This is a genomic window from Pseudomonas sp. S1(2024) (assembly GCF_046557535.1).
The window spans coordinates 1-25,185 of record NZ_JBKGFP010000142.1 but is presented as its reverse complement, the minus strand read 5'-3'; the positions used below and the strand labels follow the sequence as shown (position 1 = coordinate 25,185).

At 64.1% G+C, this 25,185-nt stretch carries 24 protein-coding genes; 15 read left to right on the top strand and 9 right to left on the bottom strand.

All coding sequences use genetic code 11. From position 1 onward, the window contains the following. Positions 1-220: 220 nt before the first annotated feature. The 8 genes from ACLCGK_RS32675 to ACLCGK_RS32640 all read left to right on the top strand — a co-directional run bounded on the left by ACLCGK_RS32675 (position 221) and on the right by ACLCGK_RS32640 (position 7,659). Complete coding sequence (locus ACLCGK_RS32675) at positions 221-817, top strand: amino acid synthesis family protein (protein WP_003258678.1); 597 nt, start codon at positions 221-223, stop codon at positions 815-817. A 68-nt stretch (positions 818-885) separates the two neighbouring features. Next, entirely contained in the window at positions 886-1,719 is an 834-nt protein-coding gene (locus ACLCGK_RS32670; RefSeq protein WP_013973028.1) for an alpha/beta fold hydrolase, read from the top strand. After that, positions 1,716-3,197 carry an aldehyde dehydrogenase gene (locus tag ACLCGK_RS32665; protein WP_024087305.1) on the top strand — a complete coding sequence of 494 codons (1,482 nt, stop codon included), beginning with the start codon at positions 1,716-1,718 and terminating at the stop codon, positions 3,195-3,197. Before ACLCGK_RS32670 ends, ACLCGK_RS32665 begins: the two co-directional genes overlap by 4 nt. Positions 3,198-3,210: 13 nt before the next feature. Continuing rightward, positions 3,211-3,696 carry a flavin reductase family protein gene (locus tag ACLCGK_RS32660; protein WP_015270731.1) on the top strand — a complete coding sequence of 162 codons (486 nt, stop codon included), beginning with the start codon at positions 3,211-3,213 and terminating at the stop codon, positions 3,694-3,696. A 187-nt stretch (positions 3,697-3,883) separates the two neighbouring features. Then, positions 3,884-4,273 (top strand): carboxymuconolactone decarboxylase family protein, encoded by a 390-nt coding sequence (locus tag ACLCGK_RS32655; protein ID WP_008100863.1) that lies wholly within the window; start codon positions 3,884-3,886, stop codon positions 4,271-4,273. 90 nt (positions 4,274-4,363) lie between these two features. Continuing rightward, positions 4,364-5,110 carry a GntR family transcriptional regulator gene (locus ACLCGK_RS32650; RefSeq protein ID WP_013973031.1) on the top strand — a complete coding sequence of 249 codons (747 nt, stop codon included), beginning with the start codon at positions 4,364-4,366 and terminating at the stop codon, positions 5,108-5,110. Between the two features lie 21 nt (positions 5,111-5,131). After that, complete coding sequence (locus ACLCGK_RS32645; RefSeq protein WP_013973032.1) at positions 5,132-5,695, top strand: NUDIX hydrolase; 564 nt, start codon at positions 5,132-5,134, stop codon at positions 5,693-5,695. Between the two features lie 182 nt (positions 5,696-5,877). Further along, complete coding sequence (locus ACLCGK_RS32640) at positions 5,878-7,659, top strand: ATP-binding protein (protein WP_410953683.1); 1,782 nt, start codon at positions 5,878-5,880, stop codon at positions 7,657-7,659. 3 nt (positions 7,660-7,662) lie between these two features. Here the strand turns inward: ACLCGK_RS32640 and ACLCGK_RS32635 are convergent, their stop codons facing one another. Both ACLCGK_RS32635 and ACLCGK_RS32630 read right to left on the bottom strand, forming a co-directional pair. Beyond that, the gene (locus ACLCGK_RS32635; RefSeq protein WP_054572592.1) at positions 7,663-8,295 is read right to left on the bottom strand and encodes a LysE family translocator; all 633 of its coding nucleotides are present in this window, start codon (positions 8,293-8,295) and stop codon (positions 7,663-7,665) included. Positions 8,296-8,425: 130 nt separating this feature from the next. Next, the gene (locus ACLCGK_RS32630; RefSeq protein WP_015270734.1) at positions 8,426-9,040 is read right to left on the bottom strand and encodes a LysE family translocator; all 615 of its coding nucleotides are present in this window, start codon (positions 9,038-9,040) and stop codon (positions 8,426-8,428) included. Positions 9,041-9,152: 112 nt separating this feature from the next. On the opposite strand from ACLCGK_RS32630, the gene ACLCGK_RS32625 reads away from it, so the two are divergent. Both ACLCGK_RS32625 and ACLCGK_RS32620 read left to right on the top strand, forming a co-directional pair. Further along, on the top strand, positions 9,153-9,605 hold the full coding sequence (locus ACLCGK_RS32625) for an Lrp/AsnC family transcriptional regulator (RefSeq protein ID WP_015270735.1): 453 nt from the start codon (positions 9,153-9,155) through the stop codon (positions 9,603-9,605). A 412-nt stretch (positions 9,606-10,017) separates the two neighbouring features. Then, complete coding sequence (locus ACLCGK_RS32620) at positions 10,018-11,430, top strand: purine-cytosine permease family protein (RefSeq protein ID WP_025338785.1); 1,413 nt, start codon at positions 10,018-10,020, stop codon at positions 11,428-11,430. 126 nt (positions 11,431-11,556) lie between these two features. Here ACLCGK_RS32620 and ACLCGK_RS32615 read toward each other — a convergent pair whose 3' ends face one another. The 5 genes from ACLCGK_RS32615 to glnT all read right to left on the bottom strand — a co-directional run bounded on the left by ACLCGK_RS32615 (position 11,557) and on the right by glnT (position 17,377). After that, positions 11,557-12,861, bottom strand: coding sequence for an ammonium transporter (locus ACLCGK_RS32615; protein WP_410953682.1), 1,305 nt, complete (start codon positions 12,859-12,861; stop codon positions 11,557-11,559). A gap of 166 nt (positions 12,862-13,027) precedes the next feature. Beyond that, positions 13,028-14,353 (bottom strand): FMN-binding glutamate synthase family protein, encoded by a 1,326-nt coding sequence (locus ACLCGK_RS32610; RefSeq protein ID WP_013973039.1) that lies wholly within the window; start codon positions 14,351-14,353, stop codon positions 13,028-13,030. A gap of 15 nt (positions 14,354-14,368) precedes the next feature. Beyond that, positions 14,369-15,043, bottom strand: a complete 675-nt coding sequence (locus tag ACLCGK_RS32605) for a protein glxC (protein ID WP_410953681.1) — start codon at positions 15,041-15,043, stop codon at positions 14,369-14,371. A 27-nt stretch (positions 15,044-15,070) separates the two neighbouring features. Continuing rightward, positions 15,071-15,976 (bottom strand): class II glutamine amidotransferase, encoded by a 906-nt coding sequence (locus ACLCGK_RS32600; RefSeq protein ID WP_410953680.1) that lies wholly within the window; start codon positions 15,974-15,976, stop codon positions 15,071-15,073. Between the two features lie 66 nt (positions 15,977-16,042). After that, positions 16,043-17,377 carry a type III glutamate--ammonia ligase gene (glnT, locus tag ACLCGK_RS32595; protein ID WP_015270738.1) on the bottom strand — a complete coding sequence of 445 codons (1,335 nt, stop codon included), beginning with the start codon at positions 17,375-17,377 and terminating at the stop codon, positions 16,043-16,045. Positions 17,378-17,780: 403 nt separating this feature from the next. On the opposite strand from glnT, the gene ACLCGK_RS32590 reads away from it, so the two are divergent. Then, positions 17,781-18,374: a helix-turn-helix domain-containing protein gene (locus tag ACLCGK_RS32590; protein ID WP_015270739.1), complete on the top strand. Its 594-nt coding sequence runs from the start codon at positions 17,781-17,783 to the stop codon at positions 18,372-18,374. 63 nt (positions 18,375-18,437) lie between these two features. Here ACLCGK_RS32590 and ACLCGK_RS32585 read toward each other — a convergent pair whose 3' ends face one another. After that, positions 18,438-19,142, bottom strand: coding sequence for an NUDIX hydrolase (locus ACLCGK_RS32585; protein ID WP_196178139.1), 705 nt, complete (start codon positions 19,140-19,142; stop codon positions 18,438-18,440). 138 nt (positions 19,143-19,280) lie between these two features. Between ACLCGK_RS32585 and ACLCGK_RS32580 the strand changes: the two genes are divergently transcribed. Continuing rightward, positions 19,281-19,931 (top strand): isochorismatase family protein, encoded by a 651-nt coding sequence (locus ACLCGK_RS32580; protein WP_410953679.1) that lies wholly within the window; start codon positions 19,281-19,283, stop codon positions 19,929-19,931. Continuing rightward, on the top strand, positions 19,928-21,127 hold the full coding sequence (pncB, locus tag ACLCGK_RS32575; protein ID WP_410953678.1) for a nicotinate phosphoribosyltransferase: 1,200 nt from the start codon (positions 19,928-19,930) through the stop codon (positions 21,125-21,127). Before ACLCGK_RS32580 ends, pncB begins: the two co-directional genes overlap by 4 nt. Before the next feature lie 114 nt (positions 21,128-21,241). Here pncB and ACLCGK_RS32570 read toward each other — a convergent pair whose 3' ends face one another. Next, the gene (locus ACLCGK_RS32570; RefSeq protein WP_075044953.1) at positions 21,242-22,129 is read right to left on the bottom strand and encodes a LysR family transcriptional regulator; all 888 of its coding nucleotides are present in this window, start codon (positions 22,127-22,129) and stop codon (positions 21,242-21,244) included. A gap of 111 nt (positions 22,130-22,240) precedes the next feature. On the opposite strand from ACLCGK_RS32570, the gene ACLCGK_RS32565 reads away from it, so the two are divergent. Together ACLCGK_RS32565 and ppnN are read left to right on the top strand one after the other, a co-directional pair. Then, entirely contained in the window at positions 22,241-23,302 is a 1,062-nt protein-coding gene (locus ACLCGK_RS32565) for a YeiH family protein (RefSeq protein WP_410953677.1), read from the top strand. Between the two features lie 268 nt (positions 23,303-23,570). Beyond that, a complete protein-coding gene (gene ppnN / locus ACLCGK_RS32560; RefSeq protein ID WP_015270745.1) occupies positions 23,571-24,944 on the top strand; it encodes a nucleotide 5'-monophosphate nucleosidase PpnN in 1,374 nt (457 codons plus the stop codon). The last annotated feature ends 241 nt before the right edge of the window (positions 24,945-25,185 follow it).

Below are 25,185 nucleotides of genomic sequence, written 5' to 3'. Positions count from 1 at the left end.
CTTGCCCGCTCCCACAGGGACAGCACAGGCCATGAATGCCGTGCGATCCCTGTGGGAGCGGGCAAGCCCGCGAAAAGGCCAGTACAGAAACCGCAGGAATCAAGGCATCAGGCCACCTTTCGTCCCCTCGCAAGAGAAATTTCCAGCCACCTCTTGCACAACAAATATTATGGTATACCATCAGACAACAAGAGCTGATAACCCTCACCAGGAGCCACCCATGAGTTTCGAAATCCGCAAGATCGTCACCTACTCCGAAGAGACCCGCATCGAAGGCGGCAAGGCCACCGACAAGCCGGTGACCATGGTCGGCCTGGCCGTCGTGATCAAGAACCCATGGGCCGGTCGCGGTTTCGTTGAAGATCTGAAGCCGGAAATCCGTGCCAACTGCTCGGACCTGGGTGCCCTGATGGTCGAGCGCCTGACTGCCGCCATCGGCGGCGCCGACAAGATCGAAGCCTACGGCAAGGCCGCAGTCGTCGGTGCCGACGGCGAAATCGAACACGCCTCGGCGGTGATCCACACCCTGCGCTTCGGCAACCACTACCGTGAAGCGGTACAGGCCAAGAGCTACCTGAGCTTCACCAACAAGCGCGGCGGCCCGGGTACCTCGATCCAGATCCCGATGATGCAGAAGGACGACGAAGGCCTGCGCTCGCACTACATCACCCTGGAAATGCAGATCGAAGATGCCCCGCGCGCCGATGAAATCGTCGTGGTCCTGGGCGCCTCCGACGGCGGCCGCCTGCACCCGCGCATCGGCAACCGCTACATCGACCTGGAAGAACTGGCTGCCGAAAAAGCCAACGCTCAATAACAACAACCAAGACGGGCCGGGGCGTGGCGTGCTTACCCGCCGCGCCCGACCTTCAAGGAGCGCCCTCCATGATTCAGCCTGTCGCTGAACGCACACCCGCCGGCACCAGCTACCTGTCCGTCGGCCAGGGCCAACCCGTGGTACTGATCCACGGCGTGGGCCTGAACAAGGAAATGTGGGGCGGTCAGTTCGTTGGCCTGGCCAACGACTACCGCGTCATCGCCTACGACATGCTCGGCCACGGCCAGAGCGCGCTGCCAGCCGCGGACATCGGCCTGGAAGGTTATGCCGCGCAACTCGCCGAACTGCTCGACCACCTGCAGATCGCGCAAGCCACCGTGATCGGCTTTTCCATGGGCGGCCTGGTCGCCCGGGCGTTCGCCCTCGAATACCCACAGCGCCTGGCTGCACTGGTAGTGCTCAACAGCGTGTTCAACCGCACCCCCGAGCAGAGTGCCGGCGTTATCGCCCGCGCCGCCCAGGCTGCGCAGCTTGGCCCCGACGCCAACGTCGACGCCGCGCTCGACCGCTGGTTCAGCCGTGAATACAAGGCTGCCAACCCGGCGCAGGTCGCCGCCATTCGCCAGGTGCTGGCGAGCAACGACCCGCAGGGCTACCACACCACTTATTCGCTGTTCGCCACCCAGGACATGTACCGCGCCGCCGACCTGGCCAGTATCCAGGTGCCGACGCTGATCGCCACCGGCGAACTCGACTCGGGCTCCACCCCGGCCATGACCCGCCAGCTTGCTGCCAGCATTCCTGGCGCACACAGCGTGGTCCTCGCCGAGCAACGGCATATGATGCCGGTGGAAGCACCGCGCGAAGTCAACAAGATGCTGCTGGACTTCCTCGCGCAAGCCCGCACCCTCACCGAATCCGCCAAGGGGATTGTTGCATGACCCTCGTTCGTTTCCAGATGTGCATCGACGGCCAATGGCGCGATGCCCAGAGCGGCAAGACCTTCGACAGCCTCAACCCGGCTACCGCCCAGGCATGGGCGCAATTGCCCGACGCCGACGAGGCCGATGTCGAGCTGGCCGTGCAGGCCGCCCAGCGCGCCTTCGACAGCAAGGAGTGGCGCAGCATCACCGCCACCGCGCGCGGCAAGCTGCTGCGTCGCCTGGGTGACCTGATTGCCGAAAACAAGGAACACCTGGCCCAGCTGGAAAGCCGTGACAACGGCAAGCTGATCCGCGAAACCCGCGGCCAGGTCGGCTACCTGCCAGAGTTCTTCCACTACACCGCAGGCCTTGCCGACAAGCTTGAAGGCGGCACCCTGCCGCTGGACAAGCCCGACCTGTTCGCCTACACCGTGCACGAGCCGATCGGCGTGGTGGCCGGGATCATCCCGTGGAACAGCCCGCTGTACCTCACCGCCATCAAGCTGGCCCCGGCCCTGGCCGCCGGCAACACCATCGTGCTCAAGCCGTCCGAGCACGCCTCGGCGACCATCCTCGAGCTGGCCCGCCTGGCCCTCGAGGCCGGCTTCCCGGCCGGTGTGGTCAACGTGGTCACCGGCTACGGCCCCAGCACCGGCGCGGCGCTGACCCGCCACCCGCTGGTGCGCAAGATCGCCTTCACCGGCGGCGCCGCCACCGCCCGCCACGTGGTGCGCAGCAGCGCCGAGAACTTCGCCAAGCTGTCGCTGGAGCTGGGCGGCAAGTCGCCGAACATCATTTTCGCCGATGCCGACCTGGACAGCGCCATCAACGGCGCCGTGGCAGGCATTTATGCCGCCTCCGGGCAAAGCTGCGTGGCCGGCTCGCGTCTGCTGGTGCAGGACGAGATCTTCGACGAGTTCGTCGAACGCCTGATCGCCCGCGCCAGGCGCATCCGCATCGGCAACCCGCAGGACGATGCCAGCGAAATGGGCCCCATGGCCACCGCGCAACAGCTGGCCGTGGTCGAAGGCCTGGTGGCTGCTGCCAAGGCCGAAGGCGCCAAGCTGCACATGGGCGGCAAGCGTGCCGAGGTCGAGGGTGACGGCTGGTTCTACGAGCCGACCCTGTTCGAGTGCGACAGCAACTCGATGACCATCATGCAGGAAGAGGTGTTCGGCCCGGTTGCCGCGGTAATCCGCTTCAAGACCGAGGAAGAGGCCCTGGCCATCGCCAACGACTCGCAGTTCGGCCTGGCCGCCGGCATCTGGACCCGCGACCTGGGCCGTGCCCACCGCCTGGCCCGCGACGTGCGTTCGGGGATCATCTGGGTCAACACCTACCGTGCCGTGTCGGCCATGGCGCCGATCGGCGGGTTCAAGAACAGCGGCTACGGCCGTGAGAGCGGCATCGATTCGGTGCTGGCCTATACCGAGCTGAAGACGGTGTGGATCAACCTGTCCACCGCGCCGATGCCCGACCCGTTTGTGATGCGCTAAGAGGTAGCACGAGATGATCGAACCAGGCATCTACAAAGACGTGATGGGCTCGTTCCCGTCCGGCGTCACCGTGGTCACCACCCTGGACGCCGACGGTGGCATCGTCGGCATCACCGCCAGCGCGTTCAGCGCGCTGTCGATCGACCCGGCGCTGGTGCTGTTCTGCCCCAACTACGCCTCCGACACCTACCCCATCCTGCGTGACAGCAAGCAGTTCGCGATTCACCTGCTGTCCGCCGACCAGACCGCCGAGGCCTATGCCTTCGCCGGCAAGGGCAAGGACAAGGCCAAAGGCATCGAATGGCACCTGAGCGAGCTGGGCAACCCGCTGCTGGCCAAGGCCACGGCGATCATCGAATGCGAGCTGTGGCGCGAGTACGACGGCGGTGACCACGCGATCATCGTCGGCGCGGTGAAGAACCTGGTGCTGCCGGCCGAGCCGGTGACCCCGATGGTCTACCACAAGGGCAAGCTGGGCGCCCTGCCCCCCTTGGGTTGATAGACCGCGTTGGCTTCTTCGCGGGCTCGCCCGCTCCCACAGGTACTGCGCAGGTTTCAGCACCTGTGCAATCCCTGTGGGAGCGGGCAAGCCCGCGAAGAAGCCAACACCGATGACCCTGTTTTTAGGGGCCGCGTCATCGTCTCACCCTGGGTTGCGTCCCCTGTTTTATTTTGGAGTACTGCACATGAGCAATGAAAAGTACGAAAAAGGCCTGCAGATCCGCACCCAGGTACTGGGCGAGGACTACGTCAACCGCTCGATCCAGAACGCCGACGACTTCACAAAGCCGTTGCAGGAGCTGGTCACCGAATACTGCTGGGGCCACGTCTGGGGCCGCGAAGGCTTGTCGCTCAAAGAGCGCAGCATGATAAACTTGGCCATGATTTCCGCGCTCAACCGGCCCCACGAGCTCAAGCTGCACATTCGCGGCGCCTTGCGTAATGGCCTGAGCCGTGAACAGATTCGCGAGATCCTGCTCCAGGTCGGCATTTATTGCGGCGTGCCCGCGGCGGTGGACAGTTTCCGCCTGGCCCGCGAAGCGTTCGCTGAAGCCGATGCGGAGTCAACCCGTTAACACCGGGCTGTTCGAACCCACGCAAGGAGCACCCAAGGTTCGTGGTGCTGTTGCGGTTGCGGCCGGGCAGCCTCTTTAAGAGCGCACTTGATGAAACGCCAGCCACTCGACGACAGCTTCAAGGTCAATCGCAACCCCGTTACCCTGCGCGAAATCGTGCTCGACAAGCTGCGCGCCGCGATCATGAACTTCCACCTGCTGCCAGGCGATCGCCTGGTCGAGCGCGACCTCTGCGACCGCCTCGGCGTCAGCCGCACCTCGGTGCGTGAAGCCCTGCGCCACCTGGAATCCGAAGGCCTGGTGGAGTTCGCCGACGCCAAGGGCCCGCGCGTGGCCATCATCACCCTGGAAGACGCCCGCGATATCTACGAGCTGCGCTGCGTGCTCGAAGGCCTGATCGTGCAGCTGTTCACCCTGAACGCAAAGGCCAAGGACATCCGCGCCCTGGAGCGCGCGCTGGAGGTCAACCGCGAAGCCCTCGAGGAAGGCGAACTGCAACAGGTGCTGGACTCGGTACAAGGTTTCTACGATGTGCTGCTGGAAGGCTCCGGCAACCAGGTGGCCGCCCAGCAGCTGCGCCAGTTGCAGGCGCGCATCAGCTACCTGCGCGCCACCTCGGTGTCGCAGGAGAACCGCCGCGGTGCCAGCAACCGCGAAATGGAAAAGATCGTCGAGGCGATCAAGAGCGGCGACCCGCTGGTTGCCCACCAGGCCTCGGTTGACCACGTCCGCGCCGCCGCCAAGGTGGCCCTGGACTACCTGCGCCAGAAGCAGGATGACAACGTCAAGGTGCGCGAGATGGTTGAGCCCCTGGCCTTGAAGGACCCACGCATATAAGCCACCCACAGGCCACCGATCATGCCCAACGCCCCGCGCTACTGCCCGCACTGCACCACGGAACTGGCCCGGGGCGTTCCCACAGGCGACACCCACGAACGCCTGCACTGCACCGGCTGCGGCTACATCCACTACATCAACCCGAAGATCATCGCCGGCTGCATCATCGAGCGTGATGGCAAGTACCTGCTATGCCAGCGCGCCATCCCGCCGCGCCCCGGCACCTGGACCTTGCCGGCCGGGTTCATGGAGGCCGGCGAGACCACCGAGCAGGCGGCCTTGCGCGAGGTCTGGGAAGAAAGCGGCGTACGCGCCGAAATCGTCTCGCCGTACTCGATCTTCAGCGTCCCGAAGATAAGCGAGGTCTATATCATCTTCCGCGCCATCGCCACCGAGGAAACCGGGCAGTACGGGGCGGAAACGCTGGCCTACAGGTTCTTCGAGCCCGACGAGATCCCGTGGGATGAAATCTACTACCCGGCAATCCGGCAGATACTCGAGCGCTATATCCTCGAGCGGCAAGCCGGGGTTTATGGCATCTACATGGGCAATGACGACACTGGCAAGGTGCACTTCATTCGCTAGCTTGTACCGGCCCTATCGCCGGCAAGCCAGCTCCCACCTGGACCGCATCGACTTCAAGTCATGTGCAGTCCTGTGGGAGCTGGCTTGCCGGCGATAGGGCCGGTACAGCCACCAAAAATTCTCGCCAAACGTCTATTCTGGATGCACCCTTAAGGCCTTACGCAAAAGGACCAGCAGAGCACATGGCAAAATGGCTAGACGGCGGCGGTCTGATGGCCGAGCGCATCCGCAACCACGATTGGGCCGCCACCCCGCTGGGCCCGCTGGAGCACTGGCCCGACCCGCTGAAAACCAGCCTGGCGCTGTGCCTGGCCTCGCGCTTTCCGCAAGCCGTGCTCTGGGGCCCTGACCTGCTCACCCTGCACAACGACGCTTTCTCACAGATTCTCGGGCAGAAGCCCTCGGCATTGGGCATCCCCTTCCGCGCCGTGTGGCAGGAGGCCTGGGCCGACATCGGCCACATGGCCAACCGCGCCCTGGCCGGCGAGGCGGTGTACATCGAAGACTTCCCGCTCGTCATCGACCGCAACGGCGGCCCCGAACGGGCCTATTTCACCTTCTGCTACAGCCCCATCCGCGACCACGACGGCAAGGTCCTTGGCATGCTGGATACAGTCACCGAAACCACCGCCAGCGTGCTCGCCAACCAGCGCCTGAGGTTCCTCGACGACCTGGGCCGTGCCGTGGCCGACGCTACCGACCCGAACCAGATCCTTGCCACTACCACGCGCATGCTGGTCGAGCACCTGCAACTGTCGAGTTGTGCCTACGCGGTGATGGAGCCAGACGAAGACGGTTTCACCATCTGCGGTGACGCCGTGGCGCCCGGCTCGCCGCATCTGTTGGGCCGCTATCGATTGCAGGATTTTGGCAAGCTGGCGCTCGGCCGCCTGCGCAATGGCCTGCCGTTGGTCATCCAGGACAACCTGAGCGAGCTGTCCCCGGACGAAGCTGCCACCTTCCAGGCCATCGGCATTACCGCGACCATTTGCATGCCCCTGATCAAAGGCGGCCGACTGACCGCGCTGATGGCCATCCACGACAAGGTGCCACGGGAGTGGACCCACTATGAACAGACGCTGATCAGTGAAGTCACCGAGCGCTGCTGGGCGCATATCCAGCGGGTACAGGCCCACGCCGAGGTCCGCGAAGCCATGGCGGCACTGGAGGCGCTGAATGCCACCCTCGAACAGCGCGTGGATGAACGCACCAGCCAGTTGCTGCACACAGAAGCCGTGCTGCGCCAGACCCAAAAGCTCGAAGCCATTGGCCTACTTACCGGTGGCGTGGCTCATGACTTCAACAACCTGCTGACCATCATTCGCTCGTCGCTGCATTTTCTGCAGCGCCCCAACCTCGATGCACAGCGTCGCGAACGCTATCTCAAGACCATGTCCGACACTGTCGACCGCGGCACCAAGCTGACCGGCCAGTTACTGGCCTTCGCCCGCCGCCAGGCCTTGAGCCCGCAAGTGTTCGAGGCCGGGCCACGGCTGGAGGCCATGGCCGACATGCTCGACACTGCCACCGGTGCGCGGATCCAGGTCGAGCTGCAGTTGCCACAGGCGCCTTGCCATATCCGCGCCGACCTCAATCAACTGGAAACTGCGGTAATCAACCTGATGCTCAACGGCCGCGACGCCATGGCCGGCGAAGGCACCTTGCAGCTGCGCCTGCAGGCTGACCAGTCACTGCCCGCCCTGCGCGGCCAGGCGCCACAGCCGGGCCCGTTCGCGGCGATTTCGGTGAGCGACAGCGGTGTCGGCATTGCCACCGAACTGCTGGAGCGTATCTTCGACCCGTTCTTCACTACCAAGGCACCGGGTGAAGGCACCGGGCTCGGGCTGTCGCAGGTGTTCGGTTTTGCCAGGCAGTCCGGGGGCGATGTGCAGGTGAAAAGTGTGCCGGGCCAGGGCACCACCTTTACCTTGTACCTGCCCCAGGAGCCGCCGCCTGAGGCCTAGCGGTCAACGCCGCCCTTCGGCCAGCATGCGCACGGCCAGGCCCGCCAGCACCGTACCCATCAGCCAGCGCTGAACCTGCTGCCATAGCGGGCGACCGCCGAGGAATACGGCGATCGACCCGGCCATGATCGCGATCAGTGCATTGACCGAAACGCTGATGGCGATCTGCGTCGACCCCAGCACCAGCGACTGCAGCAGGACGCTGCCATGCCCCGGCTCGATGAACTGCGGCATCAACGACAGGTACATGACGGCGATCTTGGGGTTTAGCAGGCTGGTGGCAAAGCCCATGGTGAACAGCCGCCGCGGGCTGTCGGCAGGCAGGTCGCGAACCTGGAACGGCGACCGGCCACCAGGGCGCAGCGCCTGCCAGGCCAGGTACAACAGGTACAGCGCGCCACCGATGCGCAGCGCGTCGTAGGCAAAAGGCACGGCCATCACCAGGGCGGTGATGCCCAGCGCGGCGCAGAACATGTAGATGACGAAGCCCAGGGCCACACCACCCAACGAAATCAGCCCGGCCTTGCGGCCCTGGCAGATCGAGCGGGAGATCAGGTAGATCATGTTCGGCCCTGGGGTCAGGACCATGCCGAGGCAGATCAGGGCGAAGGTGAGCAGTTGCGTGGTTTCGGGCATGGGGCACATCCTGGTTGTGCGTTGAAGTGCTGCGAGTTTATCCGAGGCCATGCATGTCGTCTTTACCCTTGGCTCTCGCCTGCCAGGTTAACGCGGCAACCTGTAGGAGCGGCCAACGCACGCCAGTGAGTCAGCTGATCTGGCCGGCTATCAAGCCCAGGGCCACCGTGATCATCGCCACCCCCGACACCCGGCCAACCAGCTTCGCCGCCCCCGGCCGGGTGCTCAACACGGCTTTGGCGCCATAACCGACCAGCGAGTAGATCACCAACGAGCTGCACAGGTGCACCAGGCCCAGCAGCAAGATCTGCAACGGCACCGGCCAGCTCGACTGCGGGTCGGTGAACTGCGGCAACAACGCCAGGAACAGCAAAAACACTTTCGGGTTCAGGCCACTGACGCAAAACCCTTTCAATGCCCAGCGAGACCCCGACTCCCCCGCACCATCCTGCCCGGCCGCCGGCAAGGCCGGGCTCAGCAGCAGGTTGCCACCCAGCCACAGCAGGTAGCTGCACCCCGCCAGGGTCAGCAAGGTCAGCGCCAGCGGGTGGCCGGCCAGCAGGCTGCCGACCCCTGCCGCCACCACCAGGGTCGCGAGGAAATGCCCCGACAACATCCCCGCCACCGCAGGCATCACCCAGCGCCCCCGCATGCCGGCCGAAATGGCATAGGCCCAGTCCGCGCCCGGGGTAATCACGAACAGCATCGACACGGCCCAGAACGCCGTCAGAACACTGAGAGCCACTTGAATCTTCCTTTTTCCACTGCTTTGGGATGACGAAAGATTACGGATTCCGCCGAGGGATTTTCTTTCGTATATTCCCCAACAACCTTCAATTACTGGAAGATCCTTCTCAATGGACAGGACCGATCGAAAAATTCTTGCCGAGCTGCAAAAAGATGGTCGGCTATCGGTGACCGAACTGGCCGACCGTGTGGGGCTCAGCCTGTCGCCCTGTCATCGGCGCTTGAAGGCGCTGGAGGAGTCGGGGGCGATTCTTGGCTATCACGCCCGCTTGGCGCCGAGCGCCCTTGGGTTGAACTTTGCCGCGCTGGTGTTCGTGACCTTGCGCGAAGTCACTCGCCAGCCGGTAGCGGACTTTGAAGCGGCGCTGGCCGAAATCCCGCAGATCGTCGAGGCGCAGCGGCTGTTTGGCGACCCGGATTACCTGCTGCATGTGGTGGCCAAGGATTTGCCGGCGTTCCAGAAGCTGTATGACGAGCAGCTGACCAGCATTCCCAATGTGAAACGGTTGAGTTCGACGCTGGTGATGAAAGAGGTGATTCAGGATCGGTTGTTGCCGATGTAGCGTTGTTGCCTGTGCCGGCCCTTTCGCGGGCCCGCCCGCTCCCACAGGTACGGCGCAGCTTTCAGGTTCTGTGGTGCACCTGTGGGAGCGGGCGAGCCCGCGAAAGGGCCGGCACAGGCAACCATTCAGCTGCCCTGAAAATGCGCACACCGCACCACCACCGCCCACCACAAACTACCTGCCACCCCGCCAGCCCCTCTAGACCAAGCCCTCCCGCCCCCTGGCACCCTCCTTGCTACCGTCGCCCGCTTAACCTTTTGTCAGCCTTAGGTTTTTTAAGGTTTATGGGCACATATTTACTAATTTCTCGTTATCCCCGCGCCCCGCATCATCGCTCCAACAAGAACGCGTCGCCCTTCGCCGGCACGCCCCCGGGCAGCTCCCGATGCCCTACCTTGCCTTGGAGTCAGTCATGACCAGTGCAGCCAATTCGGCACCCCTCATAGAAAAACACACGATCGGCTACGTGCCCCCGCAAGACCGCCATGGAAAGGTAAGGGATCTGTTCACACTGTGGTTCGGCGGCAACATCGCGCCGCTGCCCATCGTCACAGGCGCGCTGGGCGTGCAACTGTTCCACCTGAACCTGGTATGGGGCATCGTCGCCATCCTGGTCGGCCACCTGGTCGGTGGCGTACTGATGGCGCTGCACTCGGCCCAAGGCCCGCAGATGGGCATCCCGCAGATGATCCAGAGCCGCGCCCAGTTCGGCTCGCTCGGCGCGCTGCTGGTGGTGGTGATCGCCGGGGTCATGTACATCGGCTTCTTCGCCTCCAACATTGTCCTCGCCGGCAAGTCGCTGCACGGCGTGGTCGATGCCGTGCCGGTACCGGTGGGCATCGTCATCGGTGCACTGGGCTCGGGCATCATCGGCATCATCGGCTACCGCTTCATCCACGTGCTCAACCGCATCGGCACCTGGGTGCTGGGTATCGGCATCGTGGTCGGCTTTGGCTACATCTTCAGCCACGTGCAGAGCGACGACTTCCTCACCCGCGGCGGCTTCAACCTGGCCGGCTGGCTGGCCACCGTGTCGCTGGCGGCGCTGTGGCAGATCGCCTTTGCGCCCTACGTGTCGGACTACTCGCGCTACCTGCCGGCGGACGTGAAGGTCAGCTCGACGTTCTGGACTACCTACCTGGGCTCGGCCCTGGGTTCGAGCCTGTCGTTCATCTTCGGCGCCGTGGCGGTGCTGGCGATCCCGGCCGGCATGGACACCATGGATGCAGTCAAGCTGGCCACCGGTACCCTCGGCCCGATCATGCTGGTGCTGTTCCTGCTCAGCGTGATCAGCCACAACGCACTCAACCTGTATGGCGCAGTGCTGTCGATCATCACCCTGGTGCAAACCTTCGCCCACCGCTGGATCCCCACCGCCAAGAGCCGCGCCGTGCTGTCGCTGGTAGTACTGACGGCCTGCTGCGTGGTGGCGGTGTTCGCCTCGGCGGACTTCATCGGCCACTTCGTCGACATGGTGTTGGTGCTGCTGGTGGTGCTGGTACCGTGGACTGCGATCAACCTGATCGACTTCTATGCCATCCACAAGGGTGACTACGATATCCAGTCGATCTTCCAGGTCGATGGCGGTATCTACGGGCGCTACAACCCGCAGGCGCTGATCGCCTATGCCGTGGGTATCGTGGTGCAGATCCCGTTCATGAACACGCCGCTGTATGTCGGGCCGATTTCCGAGCATATCAACGGAGCGGACCTGTCGTGGCTGGTGGGGCTGGCGGTTACTTCGCCGCTTTACTGGTGGCTGGCCAGCCGTGATAGCGCCTACCGTCGCCGGCAGATGAGTGCCAAGGTGGCCATGGGGCACTGATTCAACCAGTGCCGGCCTCTTCGCGGGCTTGCCCGCTCCCACAGGGACACCACAGCCTTCGAGGCCGGTGACATTCCTGTGGGAGCGGGCAAGCCCGCGAAGAGGCCGGTACAGGCAACACATCAATCAGAGGTTGTAGGCCCGCTCATTGTGCTCCGCCAGGTCCAGCCCCTGTTCTTCCTCTTCCCGGCTGGCCCGCAGCCCGATGGTCAGCTTGATCGCCCCCAGAATCGCCCAACTCACCACAAAGCAATACACGAAGGTGAACGCCACCCCCTTCAACTGCACCAATGCCTGCCCGACCGGTGATGCACCCTCCACATAGCCGCCCAACGCAGGCGCGGCAAAGACCCCGGTAAGGATCGCGCCGACCATTCCGCCCACGCCATGCAGGCCGAACACATCCAGGCTGTCGTCATAACCCAGCGCCTGTTTCAACCGGGTCACGGCAAAGAAGCAGATGGCCCCGGTCAACAACCCGATCACCAGCGCGCCCAACGGCCCGACGAATGCACAGGCCGGGGTAATCCCGACCAACCCTGCCAAAGCCCCTGAAGCCGCACCCAAGGCCGTCGGCCGACCATGCGCCACCTTCTCGGTCAGCAACCAGCCGACAATCCCCGCACAGGCCGCCACCATGGTCGCCAGCATCACCACCCCTGCCGCCTGGTTGGCCGCGAGCCCCGAGCCGACGTTGAAGCCGAACCAGCCCACCCACAGCAACCCGGCGCCCACCAAGGTGAAACCGAGGTTGTGCGGCGGCATGGCCACCTGCGGGTAGCCCTTGCGCTTGCCCAGCATCAACGCCGCAGCCAGCGCTGCCACGCCGGAGTTGATATGCACGGCGGTACCGCCGGCAAAGTCCAGCACACCCCAGTTGACCATCAACGCCCCCGGCCCGCCCCAGACCATATGCGCGATCGGCGCGTACACCAGCACGAACCAGGCGGCCATGAACAGCAACGAAGCACTGAACTTCATGCGCTCGGCAAAACCACCGGCAATCAACGCCGGGGTAATGATGGCGAAGGTCAGCTGGAACACTGCGAACACGCCTTCGGGGATGGTGCCGACCAGGCTGTCATGGCCGATGTCCAGCATCAGCGCCTTGCCCAGCCCGCCAATGAAGCTGTTGAGGGTCAGCTGGCCCTCGACCATGCCGGTGGTGTCTACCACCAGGCTGTAGCCGAACAGCACCCAGAGAATGCCGATCACCCCGGCAACGGCGAACAGCTGGGTGAATACCGAGAGGAAGTTCTTGGCCCGCACCATGCCACCGTAGAACAGTGCCAGGCCCGGGATGCACATCATCAGCACGAACATCGCGGCGCAGATCATCCAGGCGGTGTTTCCGGTGTCCAGGGTGGCATCGGCGGCGTGGGCCCGGGTGGTCAGGGCTAACAACATTACAGCGAGGGTGAGGTGCTTCATGGAGTCACTCCTGTGTGAATGGTGGGGGTGCCCGGGGGCTGCCTTGCAGCCCATCGCGACACGAGGCCGCTCCTACAGGGGACCGCGCAGGCTCAGAGACGCGGTCCGCTGTAGGAGCGGCCTTGTGCCGCGAATGGGCCGCAAAGCGGCCCCAATTACCGATAACTCAGTACTGCGCCTGCCCCGGCACCCAGGCGGTCCCCGCCAACGGCACCCGTGCCATCGCCGCAGCCTCCACGGTCAACGCCACCAGGTCCTCCGGGTCGAGGTTGTGCAAGTGCGACTTGCCACACGCCCGCGCCATGGTCTGCGCCTCCAGCACAAGCACCCGCAGGTAGTTGGCCAGCCGGCGCCCGGCCTCCTCCGGGTTCAGGCGCCTGGCCAGCTCCGGGTCCTGGGTGGTAATGCCGGCCGGGTCGCGGCCGTTCTGCCAGTCGTCATAGAAACCGGCCGCAGAACCGATCTTCTTCAGTTCGGCATCCAGCCGCGGGTGGTTGTCACCCAGCGCGATCAACGCCGCAGTACCAATGGCCACCGCATCAGCCCCGAGGGCCATGGCCTTGGCCACGTCGGCGCCATTGCGAATACCCCCGGAAACGATCAGCTGCACCTTGCGGTGCATGCCCATTTCCTGCAGCGCCTGCACTGCCTGGGGGATGGCCGGCAGGATCGGGATGCCGACGTGCTCGATGAACACTTCCTGAGTCGCGGCGGTACCGCCCTGCATGCCGTCGAGCACGATCACATCGGCACCGGCCTTCACCGCCAGCTTCACGTCGTAGTACGGGCGGCTGGCGCCGATTTTCACGTAGATGGGTTTTTCCCAGTCGGTGATCTCGCGGATCTCGGCAATCTTGATCGCCAGGTCATCCGGCCCGGTCCAGTCCGGGTGGCGACAGGCGCTACGCTGGTCGACGCCGATCGGCAAGGTGCGCATGCCCGCCACCCGCTCGGTCACCTTCATGCCGAGCAGCATGCCGCCACCGCCCGGCTTGGCACCCTGGCCGAGGACGATCTCGATGGCATCGGCCTTGCGCAGGTCGTCGGGGTTCATGCCGTAGCGCGACGGCAGGTACTGGTACACCAGGTGCTGCGACTGGCCGCGTTCCTCCGGGGTCATGCCGCCGTCGCCAGTGGTGGTGCTGGTGCCGGCGATGGTCGCACCACGGCCCAAGGCCTCTTTGGCGTTGGCCGACAGCGCGCCAAAGCTCATGCCGGCGATGGTCACCGGAATTTTCAGGTGGATCGGCTTCTTGGCGAAGCGGGTGCCCAGCAGCACATCGGTGCCGCACTTCTCGCGGTAGCCTTCCAGCGGGTAGCGCGACACGCTGGCACCGAGCAGCAGCAGGTCATCGAAGTGCGGCACGCGGCGCTTGGTGCCGCCGCCGCGGATGTCGTAGATGCCGGTTTCGGCGGCACGCTGGATTTCCTGGATGGTCAGGCGGTCGAAGGTGGCCGACTCACGCAGTACCGGGGGGAATTGCTCGCTCATGGGAATGCTCCTGGATCAGTACGCGCTGGCGTTGTCGACTTTGAAGTTGTACAGCTGGCGAGCCGAGCCGTAGCGTTTGAAATCGGCAGCCTTGTGGTCCAGGCCGGCCTTGTTCAGCAGTTCCTGCAGCTCTTGCAGGTGCTCGGCGCGCATCTCTTTCTCGATGCAGTCCGAACCCAGTGACTGCACCGAACCCTTGACGTAGATGCGCACCTCGTACAGCGAATCGCCCAGCGCATCGCCGGCATCGCCACACACCACCAAACGCCCGGCCTGGCCCATGAAGCAGCTCATGTGGCCGATGCTGCCGCCGACGACGATATCCACGCCCTTCATGGAAATACCGCAGCGCGCGCCGGCATCACCCTCGATCACCAGCAGCCCGCCATGGGCTGTGGCGCCGGCGGCCTGGGAGGCGCTGCCCTTGACCCGCACCGTGCCGGACATCATGTTCTCGGCCACACCGACACCGACGTTGCCATGCACGGTGACGCTGGCCTGCTGGTTCATGCCGGCGCAGTAGTAGCCGGCGTGGCCTTCGATATCCACGGCCACGGCGGTGTTGATGCCCACGGCCAGGTTGTGCTTGCCGTCGGGGTGGGTCACCCGCCATTCGTGGTCCTGCACCTCACCGTGCAGGGACTGGTTGAGGACACGCACCGAGGTGCTGGAAAGGTCGATCGTATTCATGTGGTTCTCCAGTGGTTCGGTGGCAGGTCAGGCGCTTTCGCGTTCCCAGACGTACAGGGTGGCCGGCGCCGGTTCCCAGACCTTGGCGTTCTCGATGCCCGGCAGGCTGGCCAGTGCCTGGTACTCCGAGGCCATGGCCACGTAGTCGTCGGTCTCGGCCAGCACGGCGGGCTTGCAGGCGATCGGGTCGCGGATCACGGCAAAGCCATTGCGGGTGCCGATGGCGAAGGTGAAGAAGCCGTCCAGGTCTTCCAGGGCGCCATCCAGGGCCTGGGCCAGGCTGTCGCCCTGCTGCAGGCGCCAGGTCAGGTAGCCGGCGGCCACTTCGGTGTCGTTGTCGGTCTCGAAGCTGATGCCTTCGCGCTTGAGCTCCTGGCGCAGGCGGAAGTGGTTGGACAGCGAGCCGTTGTGCACCAGGCACAGGTCGGCGCCGGTGGAGAACGGGTGGCTGCCCTCCATGGTCACGGCGCTTTCGGTGGCCATGCGGGTATGGCCGATGATGTGGCTGCCTTTCATGCCGGCCAGGCCGAAGCGGCTGGAGATTTCCGCCGGCAGGCCCATGCCCTTGAGGATCTCGATGCTCTGCCCGGCGCTCATGATGCGCACGTCAGGGGCCAGTTCGCTCAGGGCCTGGCGGGCCGTCGCCTCGCAGGTGTGTACCTTGAGCACGGCAGCGCTGGCGTTCTGGAACCAGTCCAGCGAGCAGCCCAGGCGCCCTTCCAGCTGGCCCATCAGGGCCGCCCAGGGGTAGTTGACGTCAGTGGCCTGCAGGGTCAGCTTGACCCAGCCATCGGCCACTTCGTCGCCGTAGATGGCAAAGCCGGCGCTGTCCGGGCCACGGTCGGTCATGGCTTCGAGCATGGGTTCGAAGAGCTTGCCGAGCTGGGCTTCCAGCTCGGTTTTTTTCAGGTACAGACCTACGATTCCACACATGATGATGCTCCTTACTAGGCAGTGGGCGACCGCTTTCGTGCTGGCTGCCCAAGGGATTGGGGGCGCTCAGAAGAATTCGGTGTAACGCTGGATTTCCCAGTCGGAGACGTGGCGGCAGTACTCCACCCACTCCATGCGCTTGAGCTTGATGAACTCATCGACGATCTCGGCGCCCAGCACTTCGCGGAACAGCGGGTCGGCCTCCAGGGCGTCGGCGGCTTCCTTCAACGACTGCGGCAGGGTCTTGATGCCACGTGCGGCAATCTCTTCCAGGCTCAGGTTGTAGAGGTTCTCGTTGCACATCTCGCCCGGCTCCAGTTGGCGGTCGATGCCATCGAGGCCGGCGGCAATGATCGCGGCGGTGACCAGGTACGGGTTGCAGCCAGCGTCCGGCAGGCGGAACTCCAGGCGGCCATAGGGGATGCGCACCATCGCCGAGCGGTTGTTGGCGCCGTAGGCGACAAACGCCGGGGCCCAGGTGGCGCCGGAAAGCGAGCGGCCTACCACCAGGCGCTTGTACGAGTTGACCGTGGGCGCGGCGAAGGCGCACAGCGCCGGGCCATGGGCCAGCAGGCCTGCAGCAAAGTGGTAGGCCAGCTTCGACAGGCCCATGCCGCTGCTGTCGGACGGGTCATGGAACAGGTTCTTGTTGGTGCTGCTGGCCAGCGACAGGTGGAAGTGCATGCCATTGCCGGCGCGCTTGGGGTCGGGCTTGGGCATGAACGAACAGATCATGCCCAGGTCGTTGGCGATCTCGCCGGCGGCCATGCGGAAGAAGGTGAAGCGGTCGGCCGACTCCATGGCGTCGCTGTAGGTGTAGTTGATCTCGAACTGGCCGTTGGCGTCCTCGTGATCGATCTGGTAGATGTCGAAGCCCACCGGCTGCAAGGCCTCGGTCAGGCGCTCGAGGAACAGCCGCGAACGCGACAGGCCCTTGTAGTCGTAGCACGGCTTGTCGAGATTGTCGGAGGCATCCACCAGTTGCAGCTTGCCATCCTCGTCGCGGCGGAACAGGCTGAATTCGGGTTCCAGGCCGGTGTTCAGGGTCCAGCCCTTGTCGGCCAGGCGCTGCACCTGCTGCTGCAACACATAACGGCTGTCGTAGGGCCAGGGTTGGCCGTTCACGTGGCCTACGCACACCACCCGGCCGTAGCCGGGCTGCCACGGTACCGGGATCAAGGTGGAAAGGTCGCCGCGGGCCATGAAGTCGGGGCCGTGCGGCTCCATGCCCATGCCGCAGATGGCGAACCCGGCAAAGCCGGCGCCCTCCTCGGCCACCATCTTCAGGCCCGAGACCGGCACCGATTTGGTCTTCGCCGAGCCATGGATATCGACGAACTGTGCCAGCACGTATTTGATGCCGTGCTGATCAAGGGTGCGCTGGGTTTCTGCTGGCAACATGGGTTGAACACTCCTGGGCAAGGGGCAATGATTCCGCACGAGAAACTTACTTTCCTCACAGGAATGCAATGGGCTTGCCAACTTTGTTCAGAGTGCAACCTTGTGTTGCCTGTTCGGGCCTCTTCGCGGGCAGCACAAAACCCCCCAAAAGCCGCCGACAGACGCCCGGGGAGAGAGGGGGTGATGGGACGCCCGCTCCCACAGAGTTCGCCGCATAGCCCTGTGGGAGCGGGCGTGCCCGCGAAGAGGCCGGTACGGGCAGCACAAAACCCAAGCAGATTTCCATGCTCCATTTATGGGAAACTTGTTTTCACCCGAGGAAAGATGTAGCCACCGTAGCTGCATTTCGCACTTTCCCAGTGCGAAAACTTTATTCTTGAACTGAAACCGTGCAGGACATTCGATGCCAACCGAAACCGAACCGCGCCTTCGCCTGGAGCAGTACCTGGGCCTGCAGATCAAGCGCCAGCGCCAGGCCCAGTCCCTCAAGCTCGCCGACGTGGCGCGCATCGCCGGCATCAGCCAAGGCATGCTCAGCAAGATCGAGAACGCCCAGGTGTCCACCAGCCTCGACACTCTCAGCCGCCTGTGCGACGTGCTGGGCATGCCGATGGCCAAGCTGTTCAGCCAATATGACCAGCCCGACGGCAATGCCTTGTTGGTGAAAGCCGGTGAAGGGCTGGAGGTGGTGCGCCGCGGTACCGAGAAAGGCCACACCTACCATTTGCTCAATCACGCCAGGGGGCCGAAGAAGAATTTCGAGGCGTACATGGTGACCATGGACGACGCCAGCGAAGAGTTCCCGACCTTCGCCCACCCCGGCACCGAGTTCCTCCACTTGCTGGAGGGTGAACTGGTGTACCGGCACGGCAACCAGCTCTATCACATGCAGGCCGGTGACAGCCTGACCTTCGACGGCGAGACCCCGCACGGCCCGGAGCAGTTGGTGCAAGTACCCATCCGCCTGTTGTCGATCATGAACTACAGCGACGAGTGACGCGGCGCGCCAGGCACCCGCGGAGAACAGGATGCCAACCGCTGCGCACACTGATGCAAGCGACTAAGCGCCCTCAGGCAGCAGACTGCGATCGAACATGAACGCCCGCTCCCCCTGTGGCGTGTACTGATACAACTGCTGCGGCCGGCCCAGCCTGGGCTGGTTCTTCTCCCCGGTGTCCCTCACCCACCCCAGCTCGCGCAAGCGCTCCAGGCGTTTGCGCAGCGAGGTGTTGTTCACCGCCTGCCCCAGGCACGCCTGCACCGCACCTAGCGCATCCAGCACAGTGAACTTTTCCGCCAGCAGGTACAGCGGCAGGCTGCTGTACACCGTCTTCGCCGCCAGCCGCTCACGGGCGCGCTCCACCAACAGGTTGTGATCAAAGGGCAACAGCACCTTGCGCGCCAATACGCTGTCCAAGTCGAAAAACGCCAGTTGCTCGCCCTCGACGACCTGCCCGGGTTCGAGCAATGCCAGGTAATAGGTGCTGAGTGACCATCCACGCGGGTCGCGGAAAGCATTGCCCTCAGTGCCCACCTGTTCCATGTAGCAAGGTACGACCTGGGTTTTCTCGCGCAGCGCGCGTTCGGCAGCAGCTTCCAGGCTGGTGTCGGGGGTGCGGCCATTGACGATCACCCCGGGCAAGGCCCACTGGCCGGCATGCGGTTCACGCTCACGACGGTGCAACAGCACCTGCAGATGCTGAGCTTCGGGGGCCATGCGCAGGGCGACGATATCGACGCTGGCCAGGACTTCGACTGTACTCACCGGGCGACTCCTTGTTCAAGCTCATCATAATCCACCAGAGCATCTAAGTAAGGCAAGCAGAAAGCCCGTATAAAAAGTTGCTTGACACACTTAATACACCAAGTGAATTATGTATCCATTCCAGCGAGGAGAACCGCCATGAAGATCGCCAGTTTCGATGTCGACGCCCAGAACGGCTTCACCAGCAACGTGCCGCAAGAGCTGCCGGTTCCCGAAGGCCATGAAATCGCGGCAGATCTTAATACCATGGCCTTGCGCGCCGACCTGCGCCTGGGCAGCAAGGACGCCCACCCGGCCAACGCCGCCTGGGTAGTCGCCGACCCCGCGCACATGCTGCAGCCCCTGCAGCTGGCCAACGCCGACCTGACCTGGGTCAGCCACTGCGTGCCCGGCACACCCGGCTTCGAGTTGCTGTCCGGCCTGCCGGCCCCCATCGACTATGACTATTTCGTATGGAAAGGCGTCGAGCCCGACCTGCACCCCTACGGCGCCTGCTACCACGACCTGGCCGAACGCCGCTCCACCGGGGTGATCGAGTACCTCAAGGTGCAGCAGGTGGGCGCGGTGATCGTCGGTGGCCTGGCCCTGGACTATTGCGTCAGGACCACTGCGCGCCAATTGCGCCAGGCCGGTTTCCAGGTGCTGTTGTACCTGCCGGCCTGCCGCGCCCTCACCCAGGCAGGCGCCATCGAAGCATGTGGCGCCCTGGCCGCCGAGGGCGTGATCCTCTGCGGCGACGAAGCCGCGCTCGACTACCAGCTCTCTCTGATCAAGGAAGACCGCCCATGAGCGACAGCGTATTCGGCCCACGCATCATCCAGAACCTGCTGGACACCGACTTCTACAAGATCACCATGATGCAGGCGGTGCTGCACAACTACCCCAATGCCGAGGTGGAATGGGAATTCCGCTGCCGTAACGGCGAGAACCTCGCACCTTACCTGGCGGAAATCCGTTACCAGGTAGAGCAACTGGCCGATGTCAGCGTCACGCATGACCAGCTCGCCTACCTGGAGAAGATCCCGTTCATCAAACCGGATTTCATCCGTTTTCTCAGCCTGTTCCGCTTCAACCTGCGCTATGTGCAGGTGGGTCTGGATGATGCCGGGCAACTGGCGATTCGCGTGCGCGGGCCGTGGTTGCACGTGATTCTCTACGAGATCCCGCTGCTGGCGATCATCAGCGAGGTGCGCAACCGCTACCGTTATCGCGAGGTGGTGATCGAGCAGGTCCGCGAGCGCTTATATCAGAACCTCGACTGGCTGAAGGCCGAGGCCAGCGCCGAAGAACTGGCCGGTTTCCAACTGGCCGACTTCGGCACCCGGCGGCGCTTCTCCTACCGGGTGCAGGAAGAGGTGGTGCACATTCTGAAGCGTGACTTCCCGGGCCGCTTTGTCGGTACCAGCAACGTGCACCTGGCCCGCGAATACCAGCTCAAGCCGATCGGCACCATGGCCCATGAGTGGTTCATGGCCCACCAGCAACTCGGCCCGCGCCTGGTCGACAGCCAGGCTGCCGCGCTGGAATGCTGGGTGCGGGAATACCGGGGGCTGCTGGGCATCGCCCTGACCGACTGCATCACCATGGACGCGTTCCTGCGCGACTTCGACCTGTACTTCGCCAAGCTGTTCGATGGCCTGCGGCACGATTCAGGTGATCCGCTGGCCTGGGCGGAAAAGGCCATTGCCCACTATGAGCGGCTGGGGATCGACCCGAAGAGCAAGACCCTGATCTTTTCCGACGGGCTGGACCTTGCCAAGGCGCTGGGGCTGTACCGGGCGCTGCATGAGCGGATCAATGTGAGCTTTGGCATTGGTACCAGGCTGACCTGTGATATCCCGGGCGTGGAGCCGATGAATATCGTGATCAAGATGACGGCCTGCAATGGGGCACCAGTGGCCAAGATTTCCGACAGCCCGGGCAAGACACAGTGCCGGGATGAGAACTTCGTGGCCTATCTGAAGCATGTCTTTCGGGTGGATTGAGGTTGCCTGTGCAGGCCTCTTCGCGGGCTCGCCCGCTCCCACAGGTACTTCACAGCATTCAAGAACCGTGAGAAACCTGTGGCAGCGGGCAAGCCCGCGAAGAGGCCAGCAGAGTCACCCCACCTCTTGCAGGCCAACACACAACTCCAGAAACCGCGCCGCAGCCCGCGACGGGGTGGCTGCATGCGGCACCAGAATGGAAAACCGCCGCACCAACGCCTGCGGCATAACCTGCAACCGCTGCAACGCCCCGTCCTCATGTCGGATCGACATCGCCGACACAAAGCCAATCCCCATCCCGGCTCGCACTGCCTCCTTCACCCCTTCCACGCCAGCAATTTCCAGCGCCACGCGCATCGCCACGCCGCTGCGGGCAAATGCCCGCTCGACGATCTGTCGCACACCCGAGCCGCTCTCGCGCAGCACCAACGGGTAAGCCCCCAGCGACGCCAGCGTCTGCCGGTCACTGCCGGCCAGCGGATGACCACGTGGCACGATGGCCACGATCTCGTCTTCCCGCCACGCCGTCACCGCCGTGCCCAATGGCAGCTCCTGCCCAGGCGGCCCTTCGATCAGGGCGATATCGACGCTGTCCAGCGCAGCGACGATTTCTGCCGTATTGCCGTTGGAAGTGCTCACCAACACCTCCGGGTAGCGGGCATGGAAATCGGCAATCAGGTAAGGCAGCAGGTAGCTGGCCGGCGTGGTACTGGCGCCGATGCGCAAGGTACCGCGCTCCAGCCCGCGCATGGCCTCGCGCAATGCCTGGGCCTGACGGAAGGTTTCGCGCAGGCGCTCGGCATGGGCCAGCAATTGCTCGCCGGCTGCTGTAAGCCGCACACCACGGCCGGCGCGCTGATACAGCGGCTCGCCAAAGGCCTCCTGCAGCAGCTTGAGCTGGCCAGACACCGCTGGCTGCGACAAATGCAGGGCCTGGGCCGCATGGCTGATGTTGCCATGCTCGGCGACGGTGGCGAACGTTATCAGTTGTTCTGGGGTCATGAATCAAAAATATCAGCTAAATGGATATTTGCCATCCTAAATTACGATTTTTTATAAGCTTATAACCAGATTAACGTAGTCCATGTCGAAACACCTTTCCGGAGGACTCACATGGCCACGGCTCCGTCCAACCCCGCCTTTGCACCTATCCTCTCTACCCGAGGGCGGCTCAATGGCATTCTGTTCGTCGCGCTGTTCGCGCTTGCGGTCACCCAGTTGGCCGCCCTGCCCGCCATCGCCAACCTGGGTATCAGCCCGCTGATCGTCGGTATCGTCGCCGGTGCGCTTTACGGCAATGCACTGCGTGACGGCGTTCCCGCCAGCTGGGCGGCGGGTATCAACTTTTCCGCCCGCGGCCTGCTGCGCATTGCCGTGGCCTTCTTCGGCCTGCGGGTGAGCCTGCAGGAAATAGCCGAAGTCGGCTGGTCCGGGCTCATCGTGTCGTTGCTGGTGGTGTCCAGCACCCTGCTGATCGGCCTGTGGTGTGGCATGAAGCTGTTCAAGCTGGACCGCGATACCGCCTTGCTGACCGCCGCAGGCAGCGCCATCTGCGGCGCCGCTGCAGTTCTGGCCTTCGAGTCGGCCCTGCGCAGCGCACCGCATAAAAGCGCCATGGCGGTTGGTAGCGTGGTGCTGTTCGGCACCCTGTCGATGTTCCTCTACCCATTGGCGATCAATGCCGGCTGGCTGCACCTGGATACCATGGGCGCCGGGCTGTTCCTGGGTGGCACCATTCACGAGGTGGCCCAGGTGGTCGGTGCCGCCAGCAACGTCAGCCCAGAGGCCACGCATATCGCCACCATCGTCAAGATGACCCGGGTGATGCTGCTGGTACCGGTGCTGCTGGTGGTGGGCCTCTGGATCAGCCGCGCGCGCCAGCCGGGCCAGGCACAGGGCAACGGGCGCATCGCCATGCCCTGGTTCGCCTTCGGCTTCCTCGCGCTGGTACTGGTGAACTCGCTGCAGGTGTTGCCGGGTAGCGTGACGCAGGCGGTCAACAGCCTGGATACCTTTGCCCTGACCATGGCCATGACCGCGCTGGGGATGGAGACACGCTTCAGCCAGATTCGCCAGGCCGGGCCGCGGGCGCTGGCCACCGGGGCGATTCTCAACCTCTGGCTGGTGTTTGGTGGCGTGGCGATTACCCTGGCCGTGCAGAGGCTGTTGGGATGACTTGAGACCGAGTCGCCTGCTTCGCGGGGGTGGGGGGGGGGGGGAGGCGGGCGAAAAGAAGGGGAAAGAACAAAAAACAGAATAGGAAGGGCCCGCTCCCACCTGTCCAGCGCAAGCCTGAAAGCAGCGCGGCCCGTGTGGGAGCGGGCAAGCCCGCGAAGAAGCCAGCCTGCTCTCAAGCTTTTTCCACTCCCCCCTCGTTGCCGCCCACATTTCTCGGTATGGTGTTGTCAAAGAAGGATGTTTTACCCGCACAGGAAAGACTTAGATGCCTCAACGCCATGTCATCAATGCATCCGTCAGCCCCAAAGGCAGCCTGGAGACGCTGTCACAACGTGAAGTGCAGCAACTGAGTGAAGTCGGTACCGGTAGCCTTTACACCCTGTTCCGCCAGTGCGCCCTGGCCATCCTCAACACCGGCGCCCATGTCGACAATGCCAAGACTATCCTCGAGGCCTATCAGGACTTCGAGGTGCGTATTCATCAACAGGACCGCGGCGTGCGCCTGGAGCTGCTGAATGCCCCGGCCGACGCTTTCGTCGATGGCGAAATGATAGCCAGCACCCGTGAAATGCTGTTCAGTGCCCTGCGCGACATCGTCTACACCGAAAGCGAGCTGGCCAGCCAGCGCATCGACCTGGAAAGCTCCCAGGGCATCACTGATTACGTGTTCCACCTGCTGCGCAACGCTCGCACCCTGCGGCCGGGCGTGGAGCCGAAGATGGTGGTGTGCTGGGGTGGCCATTCGATCAGCAGCGAGGAGTACCAGTACACCAAGAAGGTCGGCCACGAGCTGGGCCTGCGCAAGCTGGACGTGTGCACTGGCTGCGGCCCGGGTGTGATGAAGGGCCCGATGAAGGGCGCCACCATTGCCCACGCCAAGCAACGCATGCACGGCAGCCGCTATCTGGGCCTGACCGAGCCCGGCATCATCGCCGCCGAAGCACCCAACCCGATCGTCAACGAACTGGTGATCCTGCCGGACATCGAGAAGCGCCTGGAAGCCTTCGTCCGTGTCGGCCACGGCATCATCATCTTCCCGGGCGGTGCCGGCACGGCCGAGGAGTTCCTCTACCTGCTGGGCATCCTCATGCACCCGGACAACCAGGAGCTGCCGTTCCCGGTGGTACTCACCGGGCCGCGCAGCGCCGAGCCGTACCTGCAACAGCTGCACGCATTCGTCGGCGCCACCCTGGGTGAGGCGGCGCATCGCTTGTACGAGATCATCATCGATGACCCGGCGGAAGTTGCTCGATACATGGTCGAAGGGCTCAAGGCGGTGAAGCAGTTCCGCCGCGAGCGCAACGATGCCTTCCATTTCAACTGGCTGCTGAAGATCGAGGAGAGCTTCCAGCGCCCGTTCGACCCGACCCACCAGGCCATGGCCGACCTCGACCTGCGCCGCGAGCTGCCAGCCCACGAACTGGCCGCCAACCTGCGCCGGGCGTTTTCCGGAATTGTCGCCGGCAACGTGAAGGACAAGGGCATCCGCCTGATCGAGGAACACGGGCCGTATCAGATCCGTGGCGACAGCGCCGTGCTGGACCCACTGGGCCGGCTGTTGCAGGCGTTCGTCGACCAGCACCGGATGAAGCTGCCGGGCGGCGCGGCGTATGTACCGTGCTACCAGGTGGTGACCTGATTCGCCATTCTTGCTTAGGCCCCATGGACGGGGCCTGCAGCTTTTTGGCTTTTTGGATATGGCATTCGCATCGAGTAGACATTCATTCGCGATGGTGGCGCCAAGTCACCTTTCCGCCCTTACGGCGGGTCCCTTTTTGTCGTGGCAAAAAGGAACCAAAAACCGTCGGCTCCCATCATCCGGCCCCTACGCTTCGCTCCGGGGTTCCCTCACTACGGGCCTGCTCCCGGGAGTACGCGCT